Annotated in this window: 11 protein-coding genes; 3 read left to right on the top strand and 8 right to left on the bottom strand. The window is 74.4% G+C overall.

Annotated features, from left to right (window positions below; all coding sequences use genetic code 11):
• Positions 1-10 precede the first annotated feature (10 nt).
• Genes ACFYO9_RS19555 through ACFYO9_RS19530 form a run of 6 tightly spaced genes read right to left on the bottom strand, consistent with a single transcriptional unit; the run spans position 11 to position 13621 of the window.
• A complete protein-coding gene (locus ACFYO9_RS19555; protein ID WP_358775166.1) occupies positions 11-2080 on the bottom strand; it encodes an Hsp70 family protein in 2070 nt (689 codons plus the stop codon).
• Positions 2077-4218 (bottom strand): Hsp70 family protein, encoded by a 2142-nt coding sequence (locus ACFYO9_RS19550; RefSeq protein ID WP_355805183.1) that lies wholly within the window; start codon positions 4216-4218, stop codon positions 2077-2079. The genes ACFYO9_RS19555 and ACFYO9_RS19550 overlap by 4 nt, the downstream gene beginning before the upstream one ends.
• A complete protein-coding gene (locus ACFYO9_RS19545) occupies positions 4215-4706 on the bottom strand; it encodes a nucleotide exchange factor GrpE (RefSeq protein WP_358775164.1) in 492 nt (163 codons plus the stop codon). The genes ACFYO9_RS19550 and ACFYO9_RS19545 overlap by 4 nt, the downstream gene beginning before the upstream one ends.
• A complete protein-coding gene (locus ACFYO9_RS19540) occupies positions 4699-5070 on the bottom strand; it encodes a hypothetical protein (protein ID WP_358775163.1) in 372 nt (123 codons plus the stop codon). Before ACFYO9_RS19540 ends, ACFYO9_RS19545 begins: the two co-directional genes overlap by 8 nt.
• The gene (locus ACFYO9_RS19535; protein WP_358775161.1) at positions 5067-12182 is read right to left on the bottom strand and encodes a CHAT domain-containing protein; all 7116 of its coding nucleotides are present in this window, start codon (positions 12180-12182) and stop codon (positions 5067-5069) included. The genes ACFYO9_RS19540 and ACFYO9_RS19535 overlap by 4 nt, the downstream gene beginning before the upstream one ends.
• Positions 12155-13621 carry a hypothetical protein gene (locus ACFYO9_RS19530; protein ID WP_358775159.1) on the bottom strand — a complete coding sequence of 489 codons (1467 nt, stop codon included), beginning with the start codon at positions 13619-13621 and terminating at the stop codon, positions 12155-12157. The genes ACFYO9_RS19535 and ACFYO9_RS19530 overlap by 28 nt, the downstream gene beginning before the upstream one ends.
• Before the next feature lie 519 nt (positions 13622-14140).
• Between ACFYO9_RS19530 and ACFYO9_RS19525 the strand changes: the two genes are divergently transcribed.
• Positions 14141-14830: a hypothetical protein gene (locus tag ACFYO9_RS19525; RefSeq protein WP_358775158.1), complete on the top strand. Its 690-nt coding sequence runs from the start codon at positions 14141-14143 to the stop codon at positions 14828-14830.
• Between the two features lie 1275 nt (positions 14831-16105).
• On the opposite strand, the gene ACFYO9_RS19520 is transcribed toward ACFYO9_RS19525, so the two are convergent.
• Complete coding sequence (locus ACFYO9_RS19520) at positions 16106-16255, bottom strand: hypothetical protein (protein ID WP_358775156.1); 150 nt, start codon at positions 16253-16255, stop codon at positions 16106-16108.
• A gap of 299 nt (positions 16256-16554) precedes the next feature.
• Here ACFYO9_RS19520 and cyc2 point away from each other — a divergent pair, with 299 nt between their 5' ends.
• Together cyc2 and phsA are read left to right on the top strand one after the other, a co-directional pair.
• Positions 16555-18759, top strand: coding sequence for a germacradienol/geosmin synthase Cyc2 (gene cyc2 / locus ACFYO9_RS19515; RefSeq protein WP_358775154.1), 2205 nt, complete (start codon positions 16555-16557; stop codon positions 18757-18759).
• Between the two features lie 78 nt (positions 18760-18837).
• Complete coding sequence (gene phsA / locus ACFYO9_RS19510) at positions 18838-20772, top strand: O-aminophenol oxidase PhsA (RefSeq protein WP_388666444.1); 1935 nt, start codon at positions 18838-18840, stop codon at positions 20770-20772.
• On the opposite strand, the gene ACFYO9_RS19505 is transcribed toward phsA, so the two are convergent.
• Positions 20769-21512, bottom strand: a complete 744-nt coding sequence (locus tag ACFYO9_RS19505) for a hypothetical protein (RefSeq protein ID WP_358775152.1) — start codon at positions 21510-21512, stop codon at positions 20769-20771. The two genes, phsA and ACFYO9_RS19505, sit on opposite strands and share 4 nt — an antisense overlap.
• Positions 21513-21545 lie beyond the last annotated feature (33 nt).

Raw genomic sequence — 21545 nt, 5'->3', positions numbered from 1 at the left:
GCGGGGTGCCTCACGGCGGCGGTTCGAGGGGCCTCTGTCCGAGGACGTCCCCCCTGCCGCGCCGGTTCCTGCCACCACGGGCAAGACGCCGCAACAGGGCTCCCGCGTCGGCGTGTTCAGGATCCCATGTCAGGCACTTCCGCAGGGCCTCAATCGCCTCATCCCGCTCCCCGCGCCGGTCGAGTTCCACCGCGTGGCGGTAGGTGCGTTCGGCGAGCAGGCCGCGGACGCGCACGTTCGTCGGATCGTGGCCGTAGGCGCAGTTGAGCCAGCGTTCGGCGTCGGCGAAGTGTTCGGGCGCCATGTCGGCCATCGCGGCGGCGCAGTGCACGTCGATCATCGCGTCCAGCATGTCGGCGCCGGCCGGCCGGGTCGCCGCGTCCTGCCAGGCGATGTGCGCGGCCTGAACGGCGTGGTCGTACCGGCCGAGCGCCAACAACGCCTGCGCCCGCGCGAGTTGGCGCCGTGACGCGGGGTCGAGGGCCGGTGCGGGGGCGGGTTCGGGTTCGGGCGGCGGGGTGCCGGACGCCGCGGGTGCCGGCGGGCGGTGCAAGGCGTCGAGCAGTTCCTGGGCCTCGGCGATGATCTCGCGCAGCAGCGTGACCGCCTCGCCCTCGCGCCCCTGCCGGGCGAGCCGTCTGGCGTGGGCCACGCCCCGGTGCGCCGCGCCCCCGTCCGCCGCGCCGTCGTCGTCCGTGAGGTGAGGGGCGGGTGCGGGGCCGGGTCCGGTGGCGGTGTCGGACGCGGTGCCGAAGGCGAGCGCGGCGCCGGGGGTGAGGGTGGTGCCGGGTGGTGTGGTCCGCGGATCGGGGACGCGGCCAGGGCGGCGTCCGCCGCCCCCCTCCCGTACCGCACCGCCCGTGTCCCGTTCCTCCTCCGCGCCCACCAGCGTCGCCGCCAGGGGCGGGGCGTCCGAGAGGGTGTCCTGGGCCGACGAGTCGGGCTCCAGCGGGCCCTCCTCCAGGGCGGCGGGGCCCGAGGACGCCGCGCCGCCCGCAAGCCGCACCGCGTGCCTCAGCGCGCCGAGCGCGAGGACCTCCGGCGGCGCCTGCACGCTTCGTGCGCCGAGCACCGCCACCCGCGAACGCACTTGCTCCATACGGGTGTTGCCGCCCACCAGCAACACCGTGTCGACGTCCATCGGCGTCATCCCCGACTGGTCGAGCAGCGACCGGGCCCGGTCCACCGTGCGCCCCACATGGCGCTCCAGGTACGTGTCCAGATCGGGCCGCGCGATGCGCACCCACAGCGCGGGCCCGGTGCCCAGCTCCAGGTCGAGCCGTGCCGCCGCCGGGCCGTCCGGCGCGCTGAGCGCCTCCCGCACCTCCTGACCGCGCGCCCGCAGCTCCTGCCACACCGCGGCGTCCACCCCGGTGACCGCACTCGCCCCGCGGTGTCTGCGCAGCAGCCGTACCGCCGACGAGAGCGTCTCCGCGTCGAAGGAACGGCCCCCCGACGTCGCCCCGCCCTCGTACCCGAGCGAGCGGAAGTGGCCGCGCACGCTGCGGATCAGACCGAGCTCGAACCCTTCGTACCCCATGCCGTAGACCAGGCACGTGCCGCTGTCCCGCTCCGTCATGTGGCCGATCACCGCGGCCATGGAGTCGTTGACGAGCCGGGCGGGTTCCAGGCCCGCCTCGCGCGCCGCGTCGCGCAGCGCGGCCCGCTGCGCCGAACCGAAGTACGCGGGCACGCTGATCACGGTCTGCGCCACCCGCCCCGGCGCCACCGCCTCCACCCGCTCGCGCACCGACCGCAGCAGCCGCGCCACGATCCGGTCCGCGTCCACCGCCTTGCCCCCGAGATGCACCGGACGGCCGCTGCCCAGGCGGCTCTTGAGGCTCGGGAACGTCACCGGCAGCTCACCGGCGGCGGCCGGCTCACACAGCAGCCACGGCCCGTCGCCCCACTCCGCCGCGAGGCGGTGCGCGGCGCCGTCCTGCGCGGCGTAGAGCGCGCGGACGCCCGTGGCGCCGAAGTCGATGCCGAGGCTGACCGGTGTCGCCCGGGCGCCCGGTCCCGCACCCGGTTCCGCGTCCGGCCCCGGCGCGGGCCGGTCCGTCTGCCGCGGTCGCGTCATCCGCCGGCCGTCTCTTCGGCGAACCGCAGGATGCCCTCGTAGTCCGGCCGGTCGGGCAGGGCGGGCACGGCGCGCTCGGACTGGGCGACCGCCACCAGGTTGACCAGGTTGCGGGCCTGCTGGGCGGTCGTCACGCGGTTGCCCTGCCGGTGGGCCTGCTTGACGAACTCGACCGCCTCGTTGATCTGCCGGACGGTCTCCGGAGGCGCGCCCTCCGAGGCGAGCTCCGCCTGGCGGAACTGGCTGGCCAGACCGCACTGCCGGTACATGTCGTCGAGCAGCAGTTCGGTCAGGCGCTTGTACTCGCCGCTGTCGCCCATCGCCGCCGCCCGCTGCGCCTGCTCGATGTCGCGCCGCACCTTCATCGCCTGCACCGGCTCGATGTAGGGCCCGTACCGTTTCAGGAAGTGGTCGGCCTCCCGCTCGGCGTAGCCCAGCTGCTCGCGCAGCACCGCGCTGTCGAGCTCCTCCACCGGCTCCGGCGGGGGCGTGCGCGGCTTCTCCCGGTTGGGCGTGGCCTCCAGGACCATGTCGGTGCCGCGTACGGAGATCTTCACCGTGATGATGCGGTCCGCCGAGTAGTTGAAGGAGACGTCCACCTGGCGGTTGATCTCGATCTCCTGCGGCAGTTCGAACTCGACCACGCCCTGTTCGTGGTTCTCGCTCGCCACCTTGCTGTCGCCTTCGTACACCGGCACCCGGATGCGCCGGCTGTCCGTGGCGTGGAAGGTGCGCCTGCGTGGCTCGGAGAGCGGGTACGGCGAGCCCGCCTCGATGATCTCGACGAACACGTCGCGCTGGCTGCCCTTGATCGCGGCGATGCCCATCGCCATCGGCGTCGACTCGTACAGACCCGTGTCGCCCTTGGAGCGCCCGTCGGCGAGGCTGCGGCCGCAGGCCGTACAGGAGTCCGCCCCGTACTCGTTGACCTTCGCGCACTCCGCGTCCGAGCACTCCACGCCGCGCAGCGTCTCCGCGAGCACGCCCGCGCCGAAGGCCACGCACTCCATCGGGTTGATGTTCCTGCGCACCTTCGCGGCGCCGAAGAACGCCTCGACCGCCTCGTACACGGGCCGGGTGAGCGTGCCGCCGCCCACCAGCAGCACGTCGGAGATGTCGTCCGTGGACAGCTCGTACCGGGCCAGGGACTCCTGGACCAGCTCCATCGTCCGCGTCACCAGCGGCGCGATCATCGACTGGAACTCGCCGCGGGTCAGCTTCATCTCGACGTCGAGCACGCCGTTCTCGCTGCGGTACGCGGCCGGGATCACGATGTACGTCTCGGGCAGGTCGTTCAGCTCCCGCTTGGCCCGCTCGGCGGCCTTCTTCGCCTGGAACAGGAACGCCTTGTCGCCGGACGGGTCGACGTGGTGCTCCTCGCGCATCCACGCGATGATCCGCTCCACGATGGCCAGGTCGAAGTCGTCGCCGCCCAGCCAGATGTCGCCGGCCGCGCGCAGCACCTGGAACTGGCTGCGGCCCTCCTTGTCCTTGACCGTGTTGAGGATCGAGATGTCGAAGGTGCCGCCGCCCAGGTCGTAGACGAGCACCCGGCTGCGCTCGCCGCCCGGCTTGTGCAGGCCGAAGGCGACCGCGGCGGCCGTCGGCTCGTCGACGATCTTCTTCACCACCAGCCCCGCCTTCTCGGCGGCCTCCCGGGTGGCGGCCCGCTGCGCGTCGCGGAAGTACGCGGGCACGGTGATCACGGCGTGCGTCACCGGCTCGCCGAGCACCCGGGAGGCGTCCCTGACCAGCTTGTCCAGGATCACACTGGAGATCTCCGCCGGGGTACGGGCCCGCCCGCCGAGGAGCACGTACGCGCGCGGGTCCTCGTCGGGGCCCTCCACGATGTCGTAGCTCATCCGGTCGCGCGCCTTGGCCACCGGCGCGTCCGCGAAGTCCCGGCCCATCAGCCGCTTCACGGAGACGATGGTCTCCTTGGGCTGGCGGACCGCCCAGTTCAGCGCGTCCTCACCGACCAGCGGCTGGTCCTTGCCGTCGCGGTGCACGACGCCGACGACGGACGGGGTGAGCCGCTCGCCCTTGCTGTTGGTCAGCACCGCGATGTCCGCGCGGTGCGGATCGTGGGCGGCGACCACGCTGTTGGTGGTGCCGAGGTCGATGCCGATGGCCTTCATTCCCGCTCCGTCCCTTGTTCGGTGCCGCGCTGTTCGGTGCCGCGCTGTTCCGTGCCGACTTGTTCCGTGCCGCCTTGTTCCGTGCCGTCCTCGACGGCGACGACCACCCGGGCGGCGCGCAGCAGATGCCCCCGGTACCGGTATCCGCGCCGCAGGACGTCGAGGACCTCGTCGGCGCGCCCGCCGGGCGGCGCGGGCCGCACCTCGGCGATGTGGTGCGTGGCGGGTTCGGCCCGCTCGCCGACACGGCCGACGCGTTCGAGGCCCTCCTCGGCGAGGTCCCGCTCCAGCTGCCCGGCGATCAGGGCCAGGCTCCCGCGGTACGTCTCCACATCGCTCGCCGCGCCGTCGGCGAGGAGCCGGTCGAACGAGTCGAGGGCGTCGGCACAGCGCAGCAACAGCCGTTCGGTGAGCGTCTGGTGGGCGGCGTCACGGGCGGCGAGCGCGCGGGCGTGCTCGTAGGCGAGCCGGGCCGTCGGGTCAGACATCGAACCGGATCAGGTCGTCCAGGAGCCGCGCCGAGGCCTCCGGGAGCGGGCCCGGCGGCGGGTCCTGCGGGGCGCGTCCGTCCGTGGGCTCGGCCGCCAGCGCCCGGTCGACGTCCGCGAGGGCGCGCGGGAGTTCGGCCGCGAGGTCCACGTCGTACAGGAGCAGGTCGACCAGGATTCTGCGGCGCACGCTGCGCAGCGCGTCCCACGCCTGCTGGGTGGCGGGCGTCATCAGATGCCGGGCGAGCAGCTCGAAGGAGACGTCCTGCATGTCCCGGTGGGTCGTCCAGGGGGTCACGCCCGCCGGGGCGAGCACATCGTAGGGAAGAGGTCCGTCCCCGTCCGCGCAGGGGTCCTTGATCACGCGACGCCGCCTCCTTGTTGGTTCCGGGGTGCCGTGGTGCCGGGCCCGAGCTCGGCGAGCCAGCGGTGGGCCGCGCCGAGCAGGGCCCGTCTGATGCGGTGGTCGGTGGGTTCCGCGCGGGTGGCGCGGATCAGGTGGTGCAGCGCCCACAGGATGTCGCCGCCGAGCAGCGCCCGCTCGGCGCGCCCGGTCAACTCCGCTGCCCAGGCGGGCAGATCGTCGTCGTCGGGCGGTGTCTCCTGGCTGTCGCTGCGGATCAGGTCGCCCATGCCCTCCACCCCGAGGTGCCGGGTGATCAGCTTCTCCAGCTCGTCCAGTGCCTCGCCGAGCGTCTCGCGGTACCGGTGGGTCAGCGCCTGGCCCAGGCCCACGTCGAGGAGGCCGAGCGCCTCGTGGAGCAGCTTCAGCCGGGTCGGCACCTCGCGGGTGCGCTCGTCGAGGGTGAAGACGAGGGCGCGGGCCAGGTTGTCGCGGGCGTGGCTCGACTCCGGGTTGAGGGCGAGGGCGCGGCGCAGGTCGGCCTCGGCGCCGTGCATGTCGGACCACATGCCGTGCTTGGTGCGGGTGTAGCCCCGCCATACGCCGCGCATGGAGAGCAACGCCGAGAGTTTGGCGTTGAGTTGGCTGAAGAGCTCGCGGTCGAGCGGGTGCAGTACCTCGATGACGGACTCGACGAGCGTGACGGCCTCGTCCAGGCAGCCGCCGAGGTGCACGCCGTCCTCGTCGGTGAGCGCCTCGACCCGGCCGAGCACGGTGCGGATCACCGCCTTCTTGGAGCGGGCCTGCATCCCGGCGTTGCGGGACACCTTCACCAGCTCGCCCCACTGTTCCAGGGCCTCGCCGAGCCCGCCGTCGCCGCGTGTCAGCGCGGTCTTGGCCAGCGCGAGGCGGATGTGCACGGCGAGTTCGACGCCGTCCTGGAGCAGCCGGGCGTGGCGCCTGGGCAGCCGTACGTACGCGGGGTTGCGGCGCAGGAAGTCCCGGCAGTGCCCGCACTCCTCGGCGTGGCCCGCCTCCGCGGCCGGCCCCGCGCAGTCGTCCGGCAGTGTGGTCAGGGTGCGGAAGGCGGGCAGCGCGCGCAGCGCGGATTCGAACTTGCGCACCTCGCAGAGGGCGAAGCTCCGGGCCAACTCAGAGAAGGCCCAGCGCAGTTCCCGTACCGCGTACTCACCGGGGTCCTTGCCCTGCTGGGCCGCCGCGTCGAGTTCGGCGGCCAGCGCGGCGAACGGCTCCTGTAGATGGAGCAGCCGCAGATAGCGCGGCCCGCAGGCGAGGGTGGCGCCCGCACCCGGCACGGACGGCAGCCCACCGACGTCCTTCAGCACCCGCGCACCCCCCAGCTCTGACTCAAGCAGCGCCCCCAACTCCTGGTAGGCGGCCGCCTGTTGCGGGCGGTCCTGCTCGGAGTGGCGCTGCTCGTAGGCCGACAGCTGCTCGAAGAGGTGCTGGCTGAGCTCCCAGCGCAGCGAGGCCATGTCGTCGTGCGTCAGATCGCGCCGGTACGCGGCGGCCCGCTCCACCCGCCACCCGTCCCAGTACTCGTCGTCGCTGAGCAGCGTCGCCCAGTACGCGAGCGCCGACTCCCAGGCCCGCACCGCGTGTTCCCACGCCCCGCTCTGCTCCAGCTCCTGCGCCTGCCACAGCCGGGCGGCGGCGAGCCCGTGCACGACGGCCATGTCGCCGGGCGCCTGCTTCAGGCGCCGCTCCCACTCGGCGGCGGCCGTCTCGCGGTCCCGGGCGAGCAGGAGGAGCAGCGGCGCGTCCTGCGGCGAGCGGGCGCACAGGGCGTCCAGGAGGCCGGGCCCTTCGTCCGGCGAGAGGGAGGCGAGGGCCTCGCGCAGGGCGTCGGGGGAGTGCCAGCGGTAGAGCAGCGCGTCGAGCTGGAGGCGCCGGCCCGGCAGCCGCAGCCGCTCCAGCGCGACACGTTCGTGCCACGACATGGTGCCGCGCTCCAACAGGGCGTACGAAGCGTTCTTGACCACGTCCATGGAGGCACCCGGGTCGACCCCCGCGTCCCGCAGGGCGAGGTACGGGAACGCCTGGTCCCGCACGGCGAAGGGATCGGCGACGAGCGGGGCGGCGATGAGACCGTCCGCCCACGGGAGCAGCCCGATGAGCCGCCGCAGCCGGCGACAGCGCACGTCGGCCCGGTCGAGGGCGCCGCCCGCCCGCTCGTACGCGTCGACGGCGGCGCTCCAGCGGCCCGCCGCCTCCAGCAACCTGCCCTCGGCGTACGCCAGATGGGCGTCGGCGTCCCGGTGCCCCGGGCACTGCCGGAACGCGTCGGCGGCGCTCTGCCACTCCTGGTGCGCGTCGGCGAGGCGGCCGCGCGCGTAGGCGGCGACGGCGGGGGCGTCCCGGTGCGGGCCGAGTGCGTCGGCCTCGGCGGCGACCCCGGCCCAGTCGGCGTCGGCCTCGGCGGCACGCACGCGGGCGTAGCGCCCGCGGGCGGCGACGTCGGAGTCCGGGCCGTCCGCCCGCACGTGGTCCCGCTCCAACGCGGCGTAGGCGTCGGCGACGCGCTGCCAGGCCTCGCGCCCCTCGGCGCGCTCCTCCTCGACGCGGGCCCGCACGTAGCGCCGCCGCAGCGGGACGTCGCTCCACGCGTCATCCAGGTGCAGGTAGAGCCCGAGAGCTTCCGGCCATCGCCCACAGGCTTCGTGGGAGCGGGCGAGGGCGTAGCGGTAGAGGGGGAGGGCTTCGGGGTCGGGGGTGGGGTGGGGCGTGGGGGCGAGGTCGGGGTGGGGGCCGGTATCGGGGTGAGGGTGGGGTCGGGGTGCGGGGGTGCCGGGGTCCGTGGGCTTGGGGGTGGTGGGTGTCCGGCCGGGTGCCGGGGCCGGTGGGGTCGATGGGGCCGTCGGGGCTGGTGGGGCCGATGCGACCGACGGGGCCGACGGGGTCGGGGCCGTCGAGTCCGGGGGGCCGTCGGGGAAGGCGCGGGCGTAGATCTCGCAGGCGGCGGCCCAGTCGCCGGTCGCCTCCGCGCGGCGGCCCGCAGCCTTGCGGCGCAGGGCTCCCACCGCGCCCTCGCGGGCCTCGTCCGGCACGCCGGTGAGGAGGCTGAGGACCGCAGGCCAGTCGTCGCGCAGATCGGCGGCCACGCGCGCGCGTGCGTACAGGCGACGGACGCCGACCTCGCCGTCCGCGTAGGCGTCGGGCAGCCGGCCGAACCCGTCGATGACGCCGTTCCACTCGCCCCGCGCGTCCGCGGCCCGCCCCCGCGCGTACAGCACGCGGTCGGGCACGTCGGCGACCTCGGACGGCAGCCCCACGAACAGGGCGAGCGCGTCGTCCCACTGCCCCCGCGCCTGACACAGCCGCCCGCGGGCGTACCGCCACAGGTCCGCGGCGTCCGCGAGCACGCGATCGACCACGCCGACGGCGGCGCGGTCGCCGCCCTGGGCGAGGGGGTGCCCGGCGTACGTGTGCGGTGCGCTCGCGGTGGCCTGAACGTGCTCGCCGTCCCGGACGCTGTAAGCGTCGGCGGGGCCGGTTGCGGCGCCGGAGGCGGGGTTGGCGAGGCAGTCGGTGCGGGGCTCGGTCCCATTACTGGAGGGGCATTCGTCTGCGGGCGCGAGACTGGCGTCGGGCTCGGCCCCGGCACGGGTATCGGTTCCGTGGGCCCCGGGTCCGTTGCTGGGGGTGTCCTCGGCAGGGGCGCGGGGATCAGTTCCGGACGGACGCTCGTCGCTGGCTGCGGGCGCGGCGTCGGGGTCGGCCCCGGACTCAGCGGTGAGGCCCGTCCCCCCGATCCCGACCCCGGCTCCGTTCCTGAACGAGCCCTGGCCGGCGGCCCCGGTGCCGGCCCTGGTCCGGGTGGCGGCCCCGACCCCGGACGACCTGTCCTCACCGCCGGCAGGCTCGGCCCCGGCCTCGGTCCCACGAGCCCCGGCCCGGCTCCCGAACGGGCGCTCGCCGGAGGCCGCACGCCCGCCCCGGGCCCCGCCCCCGGCGGCCACACACTTCCCGAAGGCCTCCGCAGCGGCCCCCCACTCGCCCGCCCCCGCCGCCGACTTCCCTTCCGCGTACCGCCGCAGCGCACGCACCGCGCGGTAGTCCTCGGGGAGCGGGGTCAGATGGGTGAGGGCGGCCGGCCAGTCGGCCGCCTCCGTGGCGGTCAGCGCGGCCTCGTACACGCGCCGCCGCAGCTCGCCGAGGAACGGTTCCGTGTCCCAGTCCCGCGCGGCCGCCGCCGCGAGGTCCGTGAGGGCGTCGGCGAAGCGGCCCGCCTCCGCCGCGCCCCGGCCGCGCGCGTACAGCAGCCGTACGGCACTGTCCTCGAAACCGCCCGCGGCCGCGTACCCGGCCACCGCCGCGTCCCACAGCCCCGCCGCGTCGGCGGCCCGGCCGGCGCAGTACCCGTACCAGTTACGGCAGTCGACCTGGGACCCGACTTCGGCGCCGGGCCCGAACGCGGACCCGGACCCGGACCCGGCCCCGGTTTCGGACTCAGCCGCGCCTCCGGCCTCGGACCCACCCTTGGCTTCGGTCCTGAGCGAGCCCATTCCCCCGGACCCGGACTCGCCCCCAACCCCGGATCCGGACCCGGACTCGGCCCCAACCCCGGATCCGGACCCAGACTCGGCCCCAACCCCGGCCCCAACCCCGGGGCCGGACCCGGCCCTGGGTCCGCCGTCGGCCCCGGACGCACTCTCGCCCCGGTGCCCGGACCCAAGCTTGCCCCCAACCCCAACCCCGACCCCGGGGCCGGACCCGGGCCCTTCCCCGGAACCAACCCCGCCGCTGGCCCCGGATGGGCTCTCGCCCCCGTGTCCGGACGCAAGCTTGCCCCCGACCCCGACCCCGGACCCGGCCCCGCCACCGGACCCGGACTCGCCCCCAACCCCAACCCCGGACCCGCCCCCGCCCCCAGCCAAGACCCCGCACCCACCCCCGACCCCACTCCCACTTCTGCTCCCGCTCCCACCCCCCGCCTCCGCAAACGCATCCCGTGCCGCCGCCCACGCCCCCGACTCCGCGGCCGCCCGGCCCCGCGCGTATGCCGCTCGCTGGGCCGCGCCCTCGACCTCCGCGCACGCGGCGTACGCGGACTGTGCCGTCGGCCAGTCCTCGTTCGCCTCGGCGGTCCTTCCGGCCACGTAGGAGACCCACGCCGTCGCCGTCCGGTGGCCCGGACGCAGGGCCAGGACGGCCGCGTACGACTGGGCCGCCGCCCCCCAGTCGCCCGCCCGCCGCGCCGACTCCGCGGCCTCGCAGGTCCGTGCGACGTGCAGCTCGTCGCGCGCCGCGGCGAGCCGTTCGGCCACGTCCCGCAGCCCGCCGGGCCGCGCGGCGAGCACGTCCTCGTAGCGGTCGATCGCCGTCGCCCAGTCGGCCGCCGCCTCCGCGGCCCGCGCCTCGTCGACGAGCGCGGCGAGCCGCCGCAGCCCGTCGACCTCCGCCTCCAGCGCGCCCGGCAGGGCATCCGGCAACCGGTCGCGCACCACGTCGAGCTGCGCCTCGGCCCCCCGCGCGTCCCGCTCGCCCGCGAGCAGCGCGCACAGCTTGTCCAGCTCGGGCCAGGCCTGCTCGAAGGCCGCCTCGGCCCGCATCCGGCGCCGTTCGTCCGCGTAGACCTGCGTGGGCGCCATCAGGATCCGCTGGACCTGTTCCCAGTGCCCGAGGTCGCGCTGGAAGCGGGCCGCGCCGATCAGGTCGGCCGAACGGACGTGCCCGACATGGCTCTTGAGGGTCCGCAGCGCCTCCGCGCCCTCCCGCAGCGGATCCGCCACCGGACGGCCCCCGACCCCGCCCTCGCTCCCGCCTCCGCCCCCGCCCTCGGCGCCCTGCGCCTCGAAGGCGTCGTCCTGCACCTCGCGGGCCTTGAACAGCCAGCCCTGCCGGCACTCCTCGTGCAGGAACAGCGTGGGGGTCGCCCACTCGACGGCCGTGTGCTGCGGCTGGCAGTAAATGCGCAGCCGCGCCGCGGCCATGGCCTCGTCGACGGTCTTGTTCGCCGCGATGCCCTTGAGCAGCTCGGGGCTGAACGCGCCCGCCGACACGTCGCTGACCCGCCCCCGCATCGCCACCACCGCGGGCACCCCGCCGCCGATCAGGGACTGGGCGAGACCCGAGAAGGGTTCGAGGTACGAACTGTCCGCGCCGGAACAGAGGTTGAGGACCACGAGCCGCAGCCGCCGGGCGTTCAGCAGGGTCGAGCTGAGCAGATCCGCGGGCACCCGGTCGATGCCGCCGTTCTCCGTCTCCAGGGCCACCACGCCCTTGCCGATCTTCTCGTCGTACGTCCCGTGTGCGATCAGCAGGACGGCCGTGGGCAGTTCGGGGTGGGTGGCGAGAGCCCGGTCCAGGCGCGCTCGCGTCGTCCGCTCCAACACCGTGAGATGTACGGCCACTTCGGACAGGTCACGGCGGAGCGTGGCCACCTCCTCGGCGGCCCGCAGCCGTTCTAGCCCGCGGGGCGACGCGCAGGCCACCAGGAGCCGGATCACGCTCGGCTCGTCGCCGGCTTCCGGCAGCCGCTGCTTCCCCACGGGCCCGCCCGTCAGCGAACGGACCAGTGAATAGCCGTGGTTGAGGGCGAACGTCTGCTGCGGATTGTCCGCGGGCGCGCACAGCGACTCCAGCGGCAGATCGCGCAGCTCGGGCGGCAGATCGAAGCGGATCCGCAGCCCGCGGGGCGGACTCATCCGCTGGGCCCGGTCGAACGCGGCGTCGACGCACACACCGACACGCGACCCGACCCCTTCGCGGCCCCCCTCGCCGCTCTGCCCGGCGTCGCCCTCCGCCGCCGGCCGCCCGTCGCCGAACAGCAGCCGGAACACGTCGCGCCCCAGCGCCCGCAGCCGGGGCACGGTGGCGTGCGGCCCGTCCGGCGATCCGTCCGGCGACCCGCTCGACGCCCCGACGGATGGCCCGCCCGACGGCCCTTCGGGGGATCCTTCCCACGGCCCGTACCCGAGTTCTGTCGCGATCAGCCGGTCCCACTGGTCGCGGAAGGCGGCGGGCTCCGAGCCGACCGCGATCACCTCGGCCGCGCGGGCCGGGCCGTTGGCGGTCATCAGATAGCGGGCCGCGCCGACGCGGCGGATCCGGATGCGCAGCTCCTCGTAGGCGAGCACGGCCCTCACTGCTCGCTCTCGTCGGGCTGCCACATGACGTGGTTGAGGTCGGCGACGGCGGCTTCCCGCTGCTCTTCGAGGTCGGGGTCGTCGGGGAAGTGGACGAGCGCGGCGGTGAGTTGGTCGATGGCCTCCCGCAGGAGCGCCGCGGCGCCCGACAGGCTGCCGGAGCTCCAGCGGGCCGCGGCGAGCCCGCGCAGCACGACGCCGAGACTGACCTGCGTCCGCAACAGGTGCGGGTTGAACGCGACGGAGCGGCGCAGATCCTCGGCGGGCTGGTCGAGCAACGCCTCCTCGTCGTTGGCGACCGAGATCCCGCGATCGGCGAGCACGCGCGCCAACTGCCCTTCCAGGCGCGGCCGTTCATTGGCTCCGATAACCGAATGCGTCGCGTCGAGCGTCGACACGGCGAGGCTCAGCAGCCCCTGCCGGTGCGCCGCCCGCGCGGCGCCGAGCGCCATGTCGACGATGGCGGTCTGCGTCTCGCGGTACCGGTCGAGCTCCCTGCTGTGCACCAGCGCGCGACACCAGTACGCGGCCGCGGCCGCGAAGTCAGGGCGTGTGGTGGTCAGTTCACCGATCCCCATGCTGAGCCGCGCCTCCAGGGCGAGTCCCCGCGCGTCCAGGGCGAGTCGGCGATGTTTGTCGGGCAGTCCGGCGTACCCGGGGTTCAGCTCGTCGAAGCGGGCACACCCCGGCTCGCACACGGCCGCGGCCCCGGGCCCGCCGCGCGCGGCTCGACACGCGGAACAGCGCAGCTCGCTGAGGGCGGCGAGGGCGTCGCGGGCCTTGTGCCGGCCCAACAGGAGCTGAGCGAATCCGAGTTCGGAGAAGGCGTACGTGAGGGAGGGGTGCGGGGAGGTGGCGTCCTGCGCGGCGGCGAACGCGCCGAACTCGGTGGTCCGGTCGAGCTGGGCGATGCGGAGGGGCCCACAGACCAGTGGCACGCCCCCGCCCCCCTCGCCCTCCCCTCCACCGGGGGAGGGGAAGCCGCCGACGGCCGCGAGCAGCTTCGCGGCGTCGGCCTCACGCTGGAGCAGCGGGCCGGGCGCGACGCGCATCCCGGCGTCATCGCCGGGCATGCGCCGCTCCAACTCCTCGCGCAGCCCGGCCCGGAGCGCGGACACGAGGTCGCCCCCCACGGCCACGCCGTACCGCCCGCCTGCGCCGTCCAGGACGTGCGTCCAGAACCTGTCGTCGTGGAGCAGGGCGGCCCAGGCGGCGACGCACTGGGCCCAGTCGGGGGAGGGCCCGGCGACCGGCTCCGCGACCGAGGTGGTCGGGGTGGGGGAGGTGTCTGCGGGACAGGGGGTGGGGCCCGGCCCGTCCGTGGCGGCCGGCTCCTCCAGCTCGGCGGGAGCCTCCACGGGCGCCTTGTCGGGGGCCTCCGCGGGGGAGTGGAGAAGGGCGAGGGCGAGTGCGTGGGTGACGCGGTGGTCGGCGGGGTCGTGCCGGACGGCGTCCCCGAGCAACGCGACGGCGGCGGCGCGCCGCTTGCTGCGTACGAGGGCGACGGCGTAGAGAGGGGCGAAGTCCCAGGCCTCCGGGGCGAGGTCGCCCGGAGCCCACCCGCGCGCCGGGGCGCGTCCGCTTGTACGGGGACGGTGGCTCGGAAGTCCGCCACGGCCGACGGGGTCGGCGTCACCGTGCGTACGGTCACCCTCCCGCAGCCCGTGAGCGCCGGCCGGCGCGGGCCCCGGGTTGACCTCCTCATGTCCGGGGAGGCCTTCGGCTCCCGGTGCGTTAGGGACGCCGAGCGTGTCGGCCGCCCCAGGCGTGCCGGCCCCGTCACCAACTTCGCCCGGAGTACGGGACCTTGCGGCATTGTCGGCTGCCCGCACGTCATCGGCTGCCTGCTCCGGGCCGCGTGCGCTCGCCGTAGCGCGTCCCGAGCCGCGGGTCCGCCGGGTGACGTCGACTCCGTAGGTGACGGGGGCGTCGACCTGACCCGAACGGCCGGACCGCTGGGCGGCATCGGTCCCGTGCGCGTCGTGAGCGTCGCCCCGGTCGACGTGGCTCGGCCCGCGCCCGGGCTGTCCCGCGTCATCGTGCCGCTGAGCGGGTTCACCTGGCTGACCGTGGTCCTGCTGGGCGGCGTCGTCACCGCCGTACGCGTCGTGGGCGCTCGCCGTATCCGCGCCCCGCCCGGCACGATCCGAGCCACGGGTCCGTTGCGTGACGTCGACCCCGTAGGCACCGGGGGCGTCGGCCTGACCCGAACGGTCGGACCGCTGAGCGGCGTCGGTCCCGTGCGCGTCGGTTCCGGGCGCGTCGTGGGCGTCGCCCCGGTCGACGTGGCTCGGCCCGCGCCCGGGCTGTCCCGCGTCATCGTGCCGCTGAGCGGGTTCACCTTGCTGACCGTGGTCCTGCTGGGCGGCGTCGTCACCGCCGTACGCATCGTGGGCGCTCGCCGTATCCGCGCCCCGCCCGGCACGATCCGAGCCACGGGCCCGCTGCGTGACGTCGACCCCATAGGCACCGGGGGCGTCGACCTGACCCGAACGGCCGGACCGCTGAGCGGCGTCGGTCCCGTGCGCGTCGGTTCCGGGCGCGTCGGTTCCGTACGCCTCGTCGGATGTCGCCGCGTCGTCGTTGGACCGCACTCCGCCGGGCCGGCCCGCGTAGTCGTTCCGCTGGGTGGAGACACTCTGCGGGCCATCGGCCGAAGCGTGCGCCTCTAGCGGGCCTTGCGCGCCACCGCTGTTTACGGCGCCGCAGTCGCCGGTCCCGCCCTCCACCGCATGGGCGCCGCCCTCCACCGCCCGGGCGCCGCCCTCCACCCGCTCCACGCCGTCGACTCCGGTCCCGGTGGGACCTCCGAACTCCCCAGCCTCACACGGACCCTGCCCGTTCTCAGCCCCGCGAGTCCCTGTCACCCGCTGCGCGCCCTCAGCCTCCAGCGCACCCCCGGCACCCTCCGCGCCCCGAGCCCCACGGACCCCTTGAGCCCCTCCGGCCCCGTAAGTACCGTCGGTGCCCCGCACCCTCTCGCCCCCCGGCGCCCCCTCGGCACCGGATCGCCCTCCTCCGCTCGCGGGCACCTCTCCCGCCCCACCCGATTCACCGGCCCCAACCGAGCCCCCCGCCCCAATGACCTCAACAGGCCCCTCGACCCCAACGCCCCCCTCAACCACCAACGCAGCCTCAATCAACTCACCGGCCCGCTCCCACCCCCCACTGCTGCCCGACCCATCGCTGCCCGCCCCATCCGACGTCACGCTGGACAGCGCGGTGAGGGCCGCCCTTCGGAGTCGTAGGGACACCTCGCGCGGGGAGCGGGTCGACAGGGTGGCCAGGACCCAGCGGGCCTCGTCGTCCAGGGGGCCCGTCAGGGCCGCCGCGCGGAGGTCGTTCAGCGCGGCCTCCGAGTCGCCCGCGCGGGCCCGCACGTACGCGCGCTGTACGCGGCTACGGCGGTGCGGCACCGCGCACGCGAGCGCCGCCGTGAAGTGGCGCTCGGCCGCACCGAAGTCACCGCGGTGCGCGGCCGCGCAGCCCAGCCAGTGCAACGGCCCCGCCGCCGACGGACGCAACCCGCTCGCCCGTGCGAACTCCGCCTCGGCCGCGCCGACATCCCCCCGCGCGAGCAGCACCCGCCCCGCCCCGGTCCGCGCCCGCGCGACCACGCGCGCCCCACCCTCCGAGGCCCCGCCGCCGCCCTCGTCACTCGCGTCACCCTCCGCGGGGTCGACCAACCCCGAGGCCACGCCAAAGTGCTTCTCCGCCGCCACCGTGTCTCCGCGCTCCAGCGCCGACTCCCCGTCGACGCACGCCTGTTCGGCGCGAGTCAGCCCGTCCACCTCACCCGAATCACGCACGTCACCCGAGCCACCCGAGTCACGCACGTCACCCGAGTCACGCACGTCACCCGTATCGCCCGCACGCGCGGTCTGCGCAGTCACAGTCAGCCCCCGTTCCGCGGCAGCCCGTCCGCCGCGTCCTCCGGTCGGCGGCGGTCAGCCGGCGGTCTCGTCAAGGTCCGGACGCCGCCCGCGTGCCGGGGCGCCGGGCCGGGCGCCCGCGTCGGCCCGCGCCTGACGCGGGCCCGCGGAGGCCGCACGGTCCAGGATCCGCACCGCGCGCGGCAGCGCATACGCATCGGTCATCGAGATGGTTCCTTCCGGGGGGCTTGGACGGCAGCCTAGAGCCGTACGTCGTGCGCACGCGGGGAAACCGGGGATTCGGTACGGGCGATCCAGGGAGAGGATCCGGGGCACGCCTACAGGGCACGGATCCGCGGCGCGGTCCCGTACCGCCTGCGGGCCCCACCAGGGGCGTCACGACCTCCGGGGCGCCATACCTCCACGCGCCCCCTGCACTCCCCGTCGCGCCCCCGATTCACGCGATGGTGCGATCATGTGCCCCGCCGCGGATGGCGGGCGGAGCCCCCGGGTAGGGCCGGGCCATGACGAAGCCGTTCGAACTGCCGCACTTCTACATGCCGTACACCGCGCGGCTCAACCCCCACCTGGCGGAGGCCCGCACGCACTCCGCGCGGTGGGCGCGGGACATGGGTATGCTGGAAGGTTCCGGCATCTGGGAACAGCGCGACCTCGACGCGCATGACTACGGCCTGTTGTGCGCGTACACCCACCCGGACTGCGACGGCCCCGCGCTGTCGCTGATCACCGACTGGTACGTGTGGGTCTTCTTCTTCGACGACCACTTCCTGGACATGTACAAACGCACCCAGGACCGCGCGGCCGGCAAGGCCCACCTGGACCGTCTGCCGCTCTTCATGCCGATGGACCTGGCGACCCCCGTGCCCGAGCCGCAGAACCCCGTGGAGGCGGGCCTGGCCGACCTGTGGGCCCGCACCGTGCCCGCGATGTCCCTCGACTGGCGCCGCCGCTTCGCGCGGTCGACGGAGCATCTGCTCAACGAGTCGATGTGGGAGCTGTCCAACATCAACGAAGGGCGGATCGCCAACCCCGTCGAGTACATCGAGATGCGCCGCAAGGTGGGCGGCGCCCCCTGGTCGGCGGGGCTCATCGAGTACGCGACCGCCGAAGTGCCCGCCGCCGTGGCCGAGTCGAGGCCGCTGCGCGTCCTCATGGAGACGTTCGCCGACGGCGTCCACCTCAGGAACGACCTGTTTTCCTACCAGCGCGAGGTCCAGGAGGAGGGCGAGCTCAGCAATGGAGTGCTCGTTCTGGAGACCTTCTTCGACTGCACCACCCAGGAGGCCGCCGAGACCGTCAACGACGTCCTGACGTCACGGCTGCACCAGTTCGAGCACACCGCGGTCACCGAAGTGCCCGCCCTCGCCCTGGAGAAGGGCCTCACGCCGCCCGAGGTCGCCGCCGTCGCCGCGTACACCAGGGGGCTGCAGGACTGGCAGTCCGGCGGCCACGCCTGGCACTTGCGTTCCAGCCGCTACATGAACGAGGGGGCGCTGGACGCGTCGCCGCTGTCCGGTCCTACGGGCATCGGGACGTCCGGCGCGGACGTGGGCGCGCTGCTCGCGTCCGCCGGGGCGGAACGCCTGCGGGCCTTCACACATGTGCCCTTCCAGAAGGTGGGCCCGTCCCGGATCCCCGAGCTCTACATGCCGTTCCCGTTGCGGCTCAACCCCGGCTTGGACGCCGCGCGCGAGCAGCTCGTCGGCTGGACGCACGCCATGGGCATGCTGTCGGAGGGCGTCTGGGACGAGGACAAGCTCGCCGCGAACGACCTCCCGCTGTGCTCCGCGGGTCTCGACCCGGACGGCACCCAGGAGGCCCTCGACCTCAGCTCGCAATGGCTCGCCTGGGGCACCTACGGAGACGACTACTACCCCCTGGTCTTCGGTCTCCGGCGCGATCTCGCCGCGGCGCGGCTCAGCACGGAGCGGCTCGTCGCGTGCATGCCTCTGGAGGGCGAACCGGCCCAGGTGCCCGCGAACGCCATGGAGCGCGGCCTCGTCGACCTCTGGGTGCGCACGACCCGCGCGATGACGGACGAGCAGCGCGAGCCGCTGCGGCACGCCGTACGGATCATGGTGGAGAGCTGGGTGTGGGAGGTCTTCAACCAGCTGTACAACCGCGTCCCCGACCCCGTCGACTACTTGGAGATGCGCCGCGCCACCTTCGGCTCCGACCTCACCCTGAGCCTGTGCCGGATGGGTCACGGCCCCTCCGTGCCGCCGGAGATCTACCGCAGCGGCCCCGTGCGCTCCCTGGAGAACGCGGCGATCGACTACGGGATGCTCGTGAACGACATCTTCTCGTACCAGAAGGAGATCGAGTACGAGGGCGAGATCCACAACGCCATCCTGGTGGTGCAGAACTTCTTCGGCTGCGACTACGCCGGCGGCCTGCGCGTCATCCACGACTTGACCACGCAGCGCATGCAGCAGTTCGAGCACGTCGCCGCGCATGAATTCCCCGCCCTGTACGAGGACTTCGGGCTGTCCCAGGAGGCGCGTACGGCGCTGGACGGTTACGTCGAGGACCTGCGGAACTGGATGGCGGGCATCGTGAACTGGCACCGGGACTGCCGGCGTTACGGCGCGGCGGATCTGGCCCGGCGCGCCCACGGCTTCGTGCCCGACCAGATGCCGAAGATCCCCGCAGGGATCACCCCTTCGGATGGTTTCATCCGGAATGCTGGGTTCGTGGAACTTCGCTGAGGCGCCGGGAGTCATTTGAAGTGAAGGCGGCCACTGACCCGGCCGCGACACGGGGGATGAACACGGGGGTGTTCGATCGTGACCGACATCATTGACCGCATCACGGAACAACTGGCGGCGGAAGAGGCGGCGCGCGACGCGTCCGCGGCCCGGGCGCCCGCGACCAAGGCGCCCGCGGAGGGCGAACTGACGCCGTTCGTCGCGCCGTTGACGGTGCCGCCCGTCCTGCGGCCCGACTCCACGGACGTGCGCGAGGAGACGGAGATCGCGCTGCGGCCGACGTGGGTGCGCCTGCACCCGCAGCTCCCGCCGACCTTGATGTGGGGGTACGACGGCTGTGTGCCGGGACCCACCATCGAGGTGCGGCGCGGGCAGCGGATCCGCGTCGCCTGGACCAACCGCATCCCGCGCGGCGAGTATCCCGTCACGGCCGTCGAGGTCCCGCTCGGCGACCCGCGGCGGGACCCGCCGCCCAGCACCGAGCCCGGCCGCGCGGGCGTCGAGCCCGACAAGGACGTGGCGGACCTGCCCGCCTGGGCGGTGACGCACCTGCACGGCGCGCAGACCGGCGGCGGCAACGACGGCTGGGCGGACAACGCCGTGGGGTACGGCGACGCCCAGCTCTCCGAGTATCCGAACGACCACCAGGCGGTCCAATGGTGGTACCACGACCATGCCATGAACATCACGCGGTGGAACGTGATGGCGGGTCTCTACGGCACCTACCTCGTCCGTGACGACGAGGAGGACGCCCTCCAACTCCCGTGCGGCGAGCGGGAGATCCCGCTGATCATCGCCGACCGCAACCTGGACACCGACGAGGGCGACGACCGGCTGAACGGCCGCCTCCTGCACAAGACCACCATCATCGACCCCAAGAACCCCGAGACGGGCAAGCCGGTCACGCTGCCGTTCACGGGCCCGTACACCACCGTCAACGGCCGCATCTGGCCGTACGCGGACGTGGACGCGGCGTGGTACCGCTTCCGGCTGCTCAACGCGTCGAACGCACGCATCTACGACCTCGTCCTGATCGACGAGGACGACCAGCCCGTGCCCGGCGTCCTCCACCAGATCGGCAGCGACGGCGGACTCCTGCCGCGCCCGGTGCCGGTCGACTTCGAGGGCGCGCTCGCCACCCTCACCGTCGCGCCCGCCGAGCGCATGGACCTGCTCATCGACTTCAGGGGGCTCGCCGGGCGGCGGCTGCGGCTGGTCAACAAGGGGCGGGACCAGGCACCCGGGGTGCCCGACGTGCCGGGGGACGTGCGCTATCCCCAGGTTATGGAGTTCCGGGTGGGCGAGTGCGGCGAGCCGGACGGATTCGAGCTGCCGGAGATCCTCTCGGGTTCGTTCCGCCCGCTCACGCACGACGTCGAGCACGGCCACCGGCTGATCGTGCTGACCCCGCCCGCCACCAAGGGCGGCGGCGGACACCCGGAGATCTGGGAGATGGCTCAGATCGAGGAGCCGGCCGACCTCCAGGTCCCGACCGAGGGGATCATCCAGCTGCGCGGCGCGGACGGCAAGGTCACCACCTACCGCCGGGTCGCCCGTACCTTCAACGACGGACTCGGCATCACCATCGCCGAGGGCAGCCACGAACAGTGGAGCTTCCTGAACCTCGCGGTGAACCCGCCGGTGACCCACCCCATGCACATCCACTTGGCGGACTTCCAGCTCCTCGGCCGCGACACGTACGACGTCTCGGGCTTCGACGTCACGCTCGGCGGCACCCGCGCCCCGGTCGCCCCCGACCCGGGGCGACCGATTCCCCTGGCCCCGAACGAGCGCGGCTGGAAGGACGTCTTCCGGGTCCCCGGCGGGCAGATGCTGCGCGTCATGGGCCGGTTCGACGGGGCGTACGGCCGGTTCATGTACCACTGCCACTTCCTGGAGCACGAGGACATGGGCATGATGCGGCCCTTCGTCGTGATGCCGAAGGAGGCCCTGAAGTTCGACCACGGCGCGGGGCACGGCGGCCACGGCGGTCATGGGGGTTCGGCCGGCTAGGCGGGCACTACCGCGTGCCGTACGGCGGCGCGGGCCAGCGCGCGTATGACCGGGTGCGGCCGCGAGCCGTCGTCGGACAGTTCCGGCTGGAAGAGGGTGGCCAGGAAGAAGGGGTGGCCGGGGAGTTCGGCCATCCGCACCCGGCCGTCCTCGTCCTGACCGGTGAAGCGCAGGCCGTGCGCCCGCAGCGTGTCGAGGTGCGCGCCCGGGCCGTACGAGCAGTGGTAGCGCTCGACGGTCCGGTCGGCGCCGAGCACCGACTCCGCCAGCGAGCCCGGCGTGATCGTCACCGTGCCCTCGTGGCCGATCAGGGAGCAGGCGAGCGGCGCGATGAGCAGATCGTCGGCGTCGGGGTCGTTCTCGGCGTGCGCGACGCCGGTCAGTCCGCACACGTTCCGCGCGTACTCCAGGAGCGTGTGCTGGAAGCCGCCGCAGGTGCCGAGGAAGGGCACGCCGTCCTCGCGCGCCGTGCGGATCGCGGCCAGCGCGCCCGCCTCGCTGCGGTACGGGCTGCCCGGCACCACCCAGACCGCGTCGAAGCCGCGTACGGCGTCCGGTTCTTCGGCGTCCGCGGTCGGGATCCAGTACGCGTCGAGGACGAGGTGGTCCTGGGCGGCGAGGGCGTCCAGGAGGAGGGGGATGCGGGTGTGGGCGGTCACGTTCGGCGAGCGGTCGCCGATCAGGGCGAGGCGGGCGGTGGGGGAGGGTGTTTGTGGTGCTGCCAGAGGGTGGGTCGTCATGCCTGTGATCCTGACCGTGCCCCGAGGTTCACG

This window comes from Streptomyces sp. NPDC005863, from assembly GCF_042871345.1.
GTDB lineage: Bacteria > Actinomycetota > Actinomycetes > Streptomycetales > Streptomycetaceae > Streptomyces.
The sequence above is the reverse complement of the archived record's forward strand: the minus strand, read 5'-3'. Positions and strand labels throughout refer to the sequence as shown.

Excerpts from the sequence above, each read along its gene's own strand:
- ACFYO9_RS19555 (WP_358775166.1), bottom strand. The coding sequence starts at position 2,080 with ATGACGCGACCGCGGCAGACGGACCGGCCCGCGCCGGGGCCGGACGCG.
- ACFYO9_RS19550 (WP_355805183.1), bottom strand. The coding sequence starts at position 4,218 with ATGAAGGCCATCGGCATCGACCTCGGCACCACCAACAGCGTGGTCGCC.
- ACFYO9_RS19520 (WP_358775156.1), bottom strand. The coding sequence starts at position 16,255 with ATGACCGATGCGTATGCGCTGCCGCGCGCGGTGCGGATCCTGGACCGT.
- ACFYO9_RS19545 (WP_358775164.1), bottom strand. The coding sequence starts at position 4,706 with ATGTCTGACCCGACGGCCCGGCTCGCCTACGAGCACGCCCGCGCGCTC.
- cyc2 (WP_358775154.1), top strand. The coding sequence starts at position 16,555 with ATGACGAAGCCGTTCGAACTGCCGCACTTCTACATGCCGTACACCGCG.
- ACFYO9_RS19505 (WP_358775152.1), bottom strand. The coding sequence starts at position 21,512 with ATGACGACCCACCCTCTGGCAGCACCACAAACACCCTCCCCCACCGCC.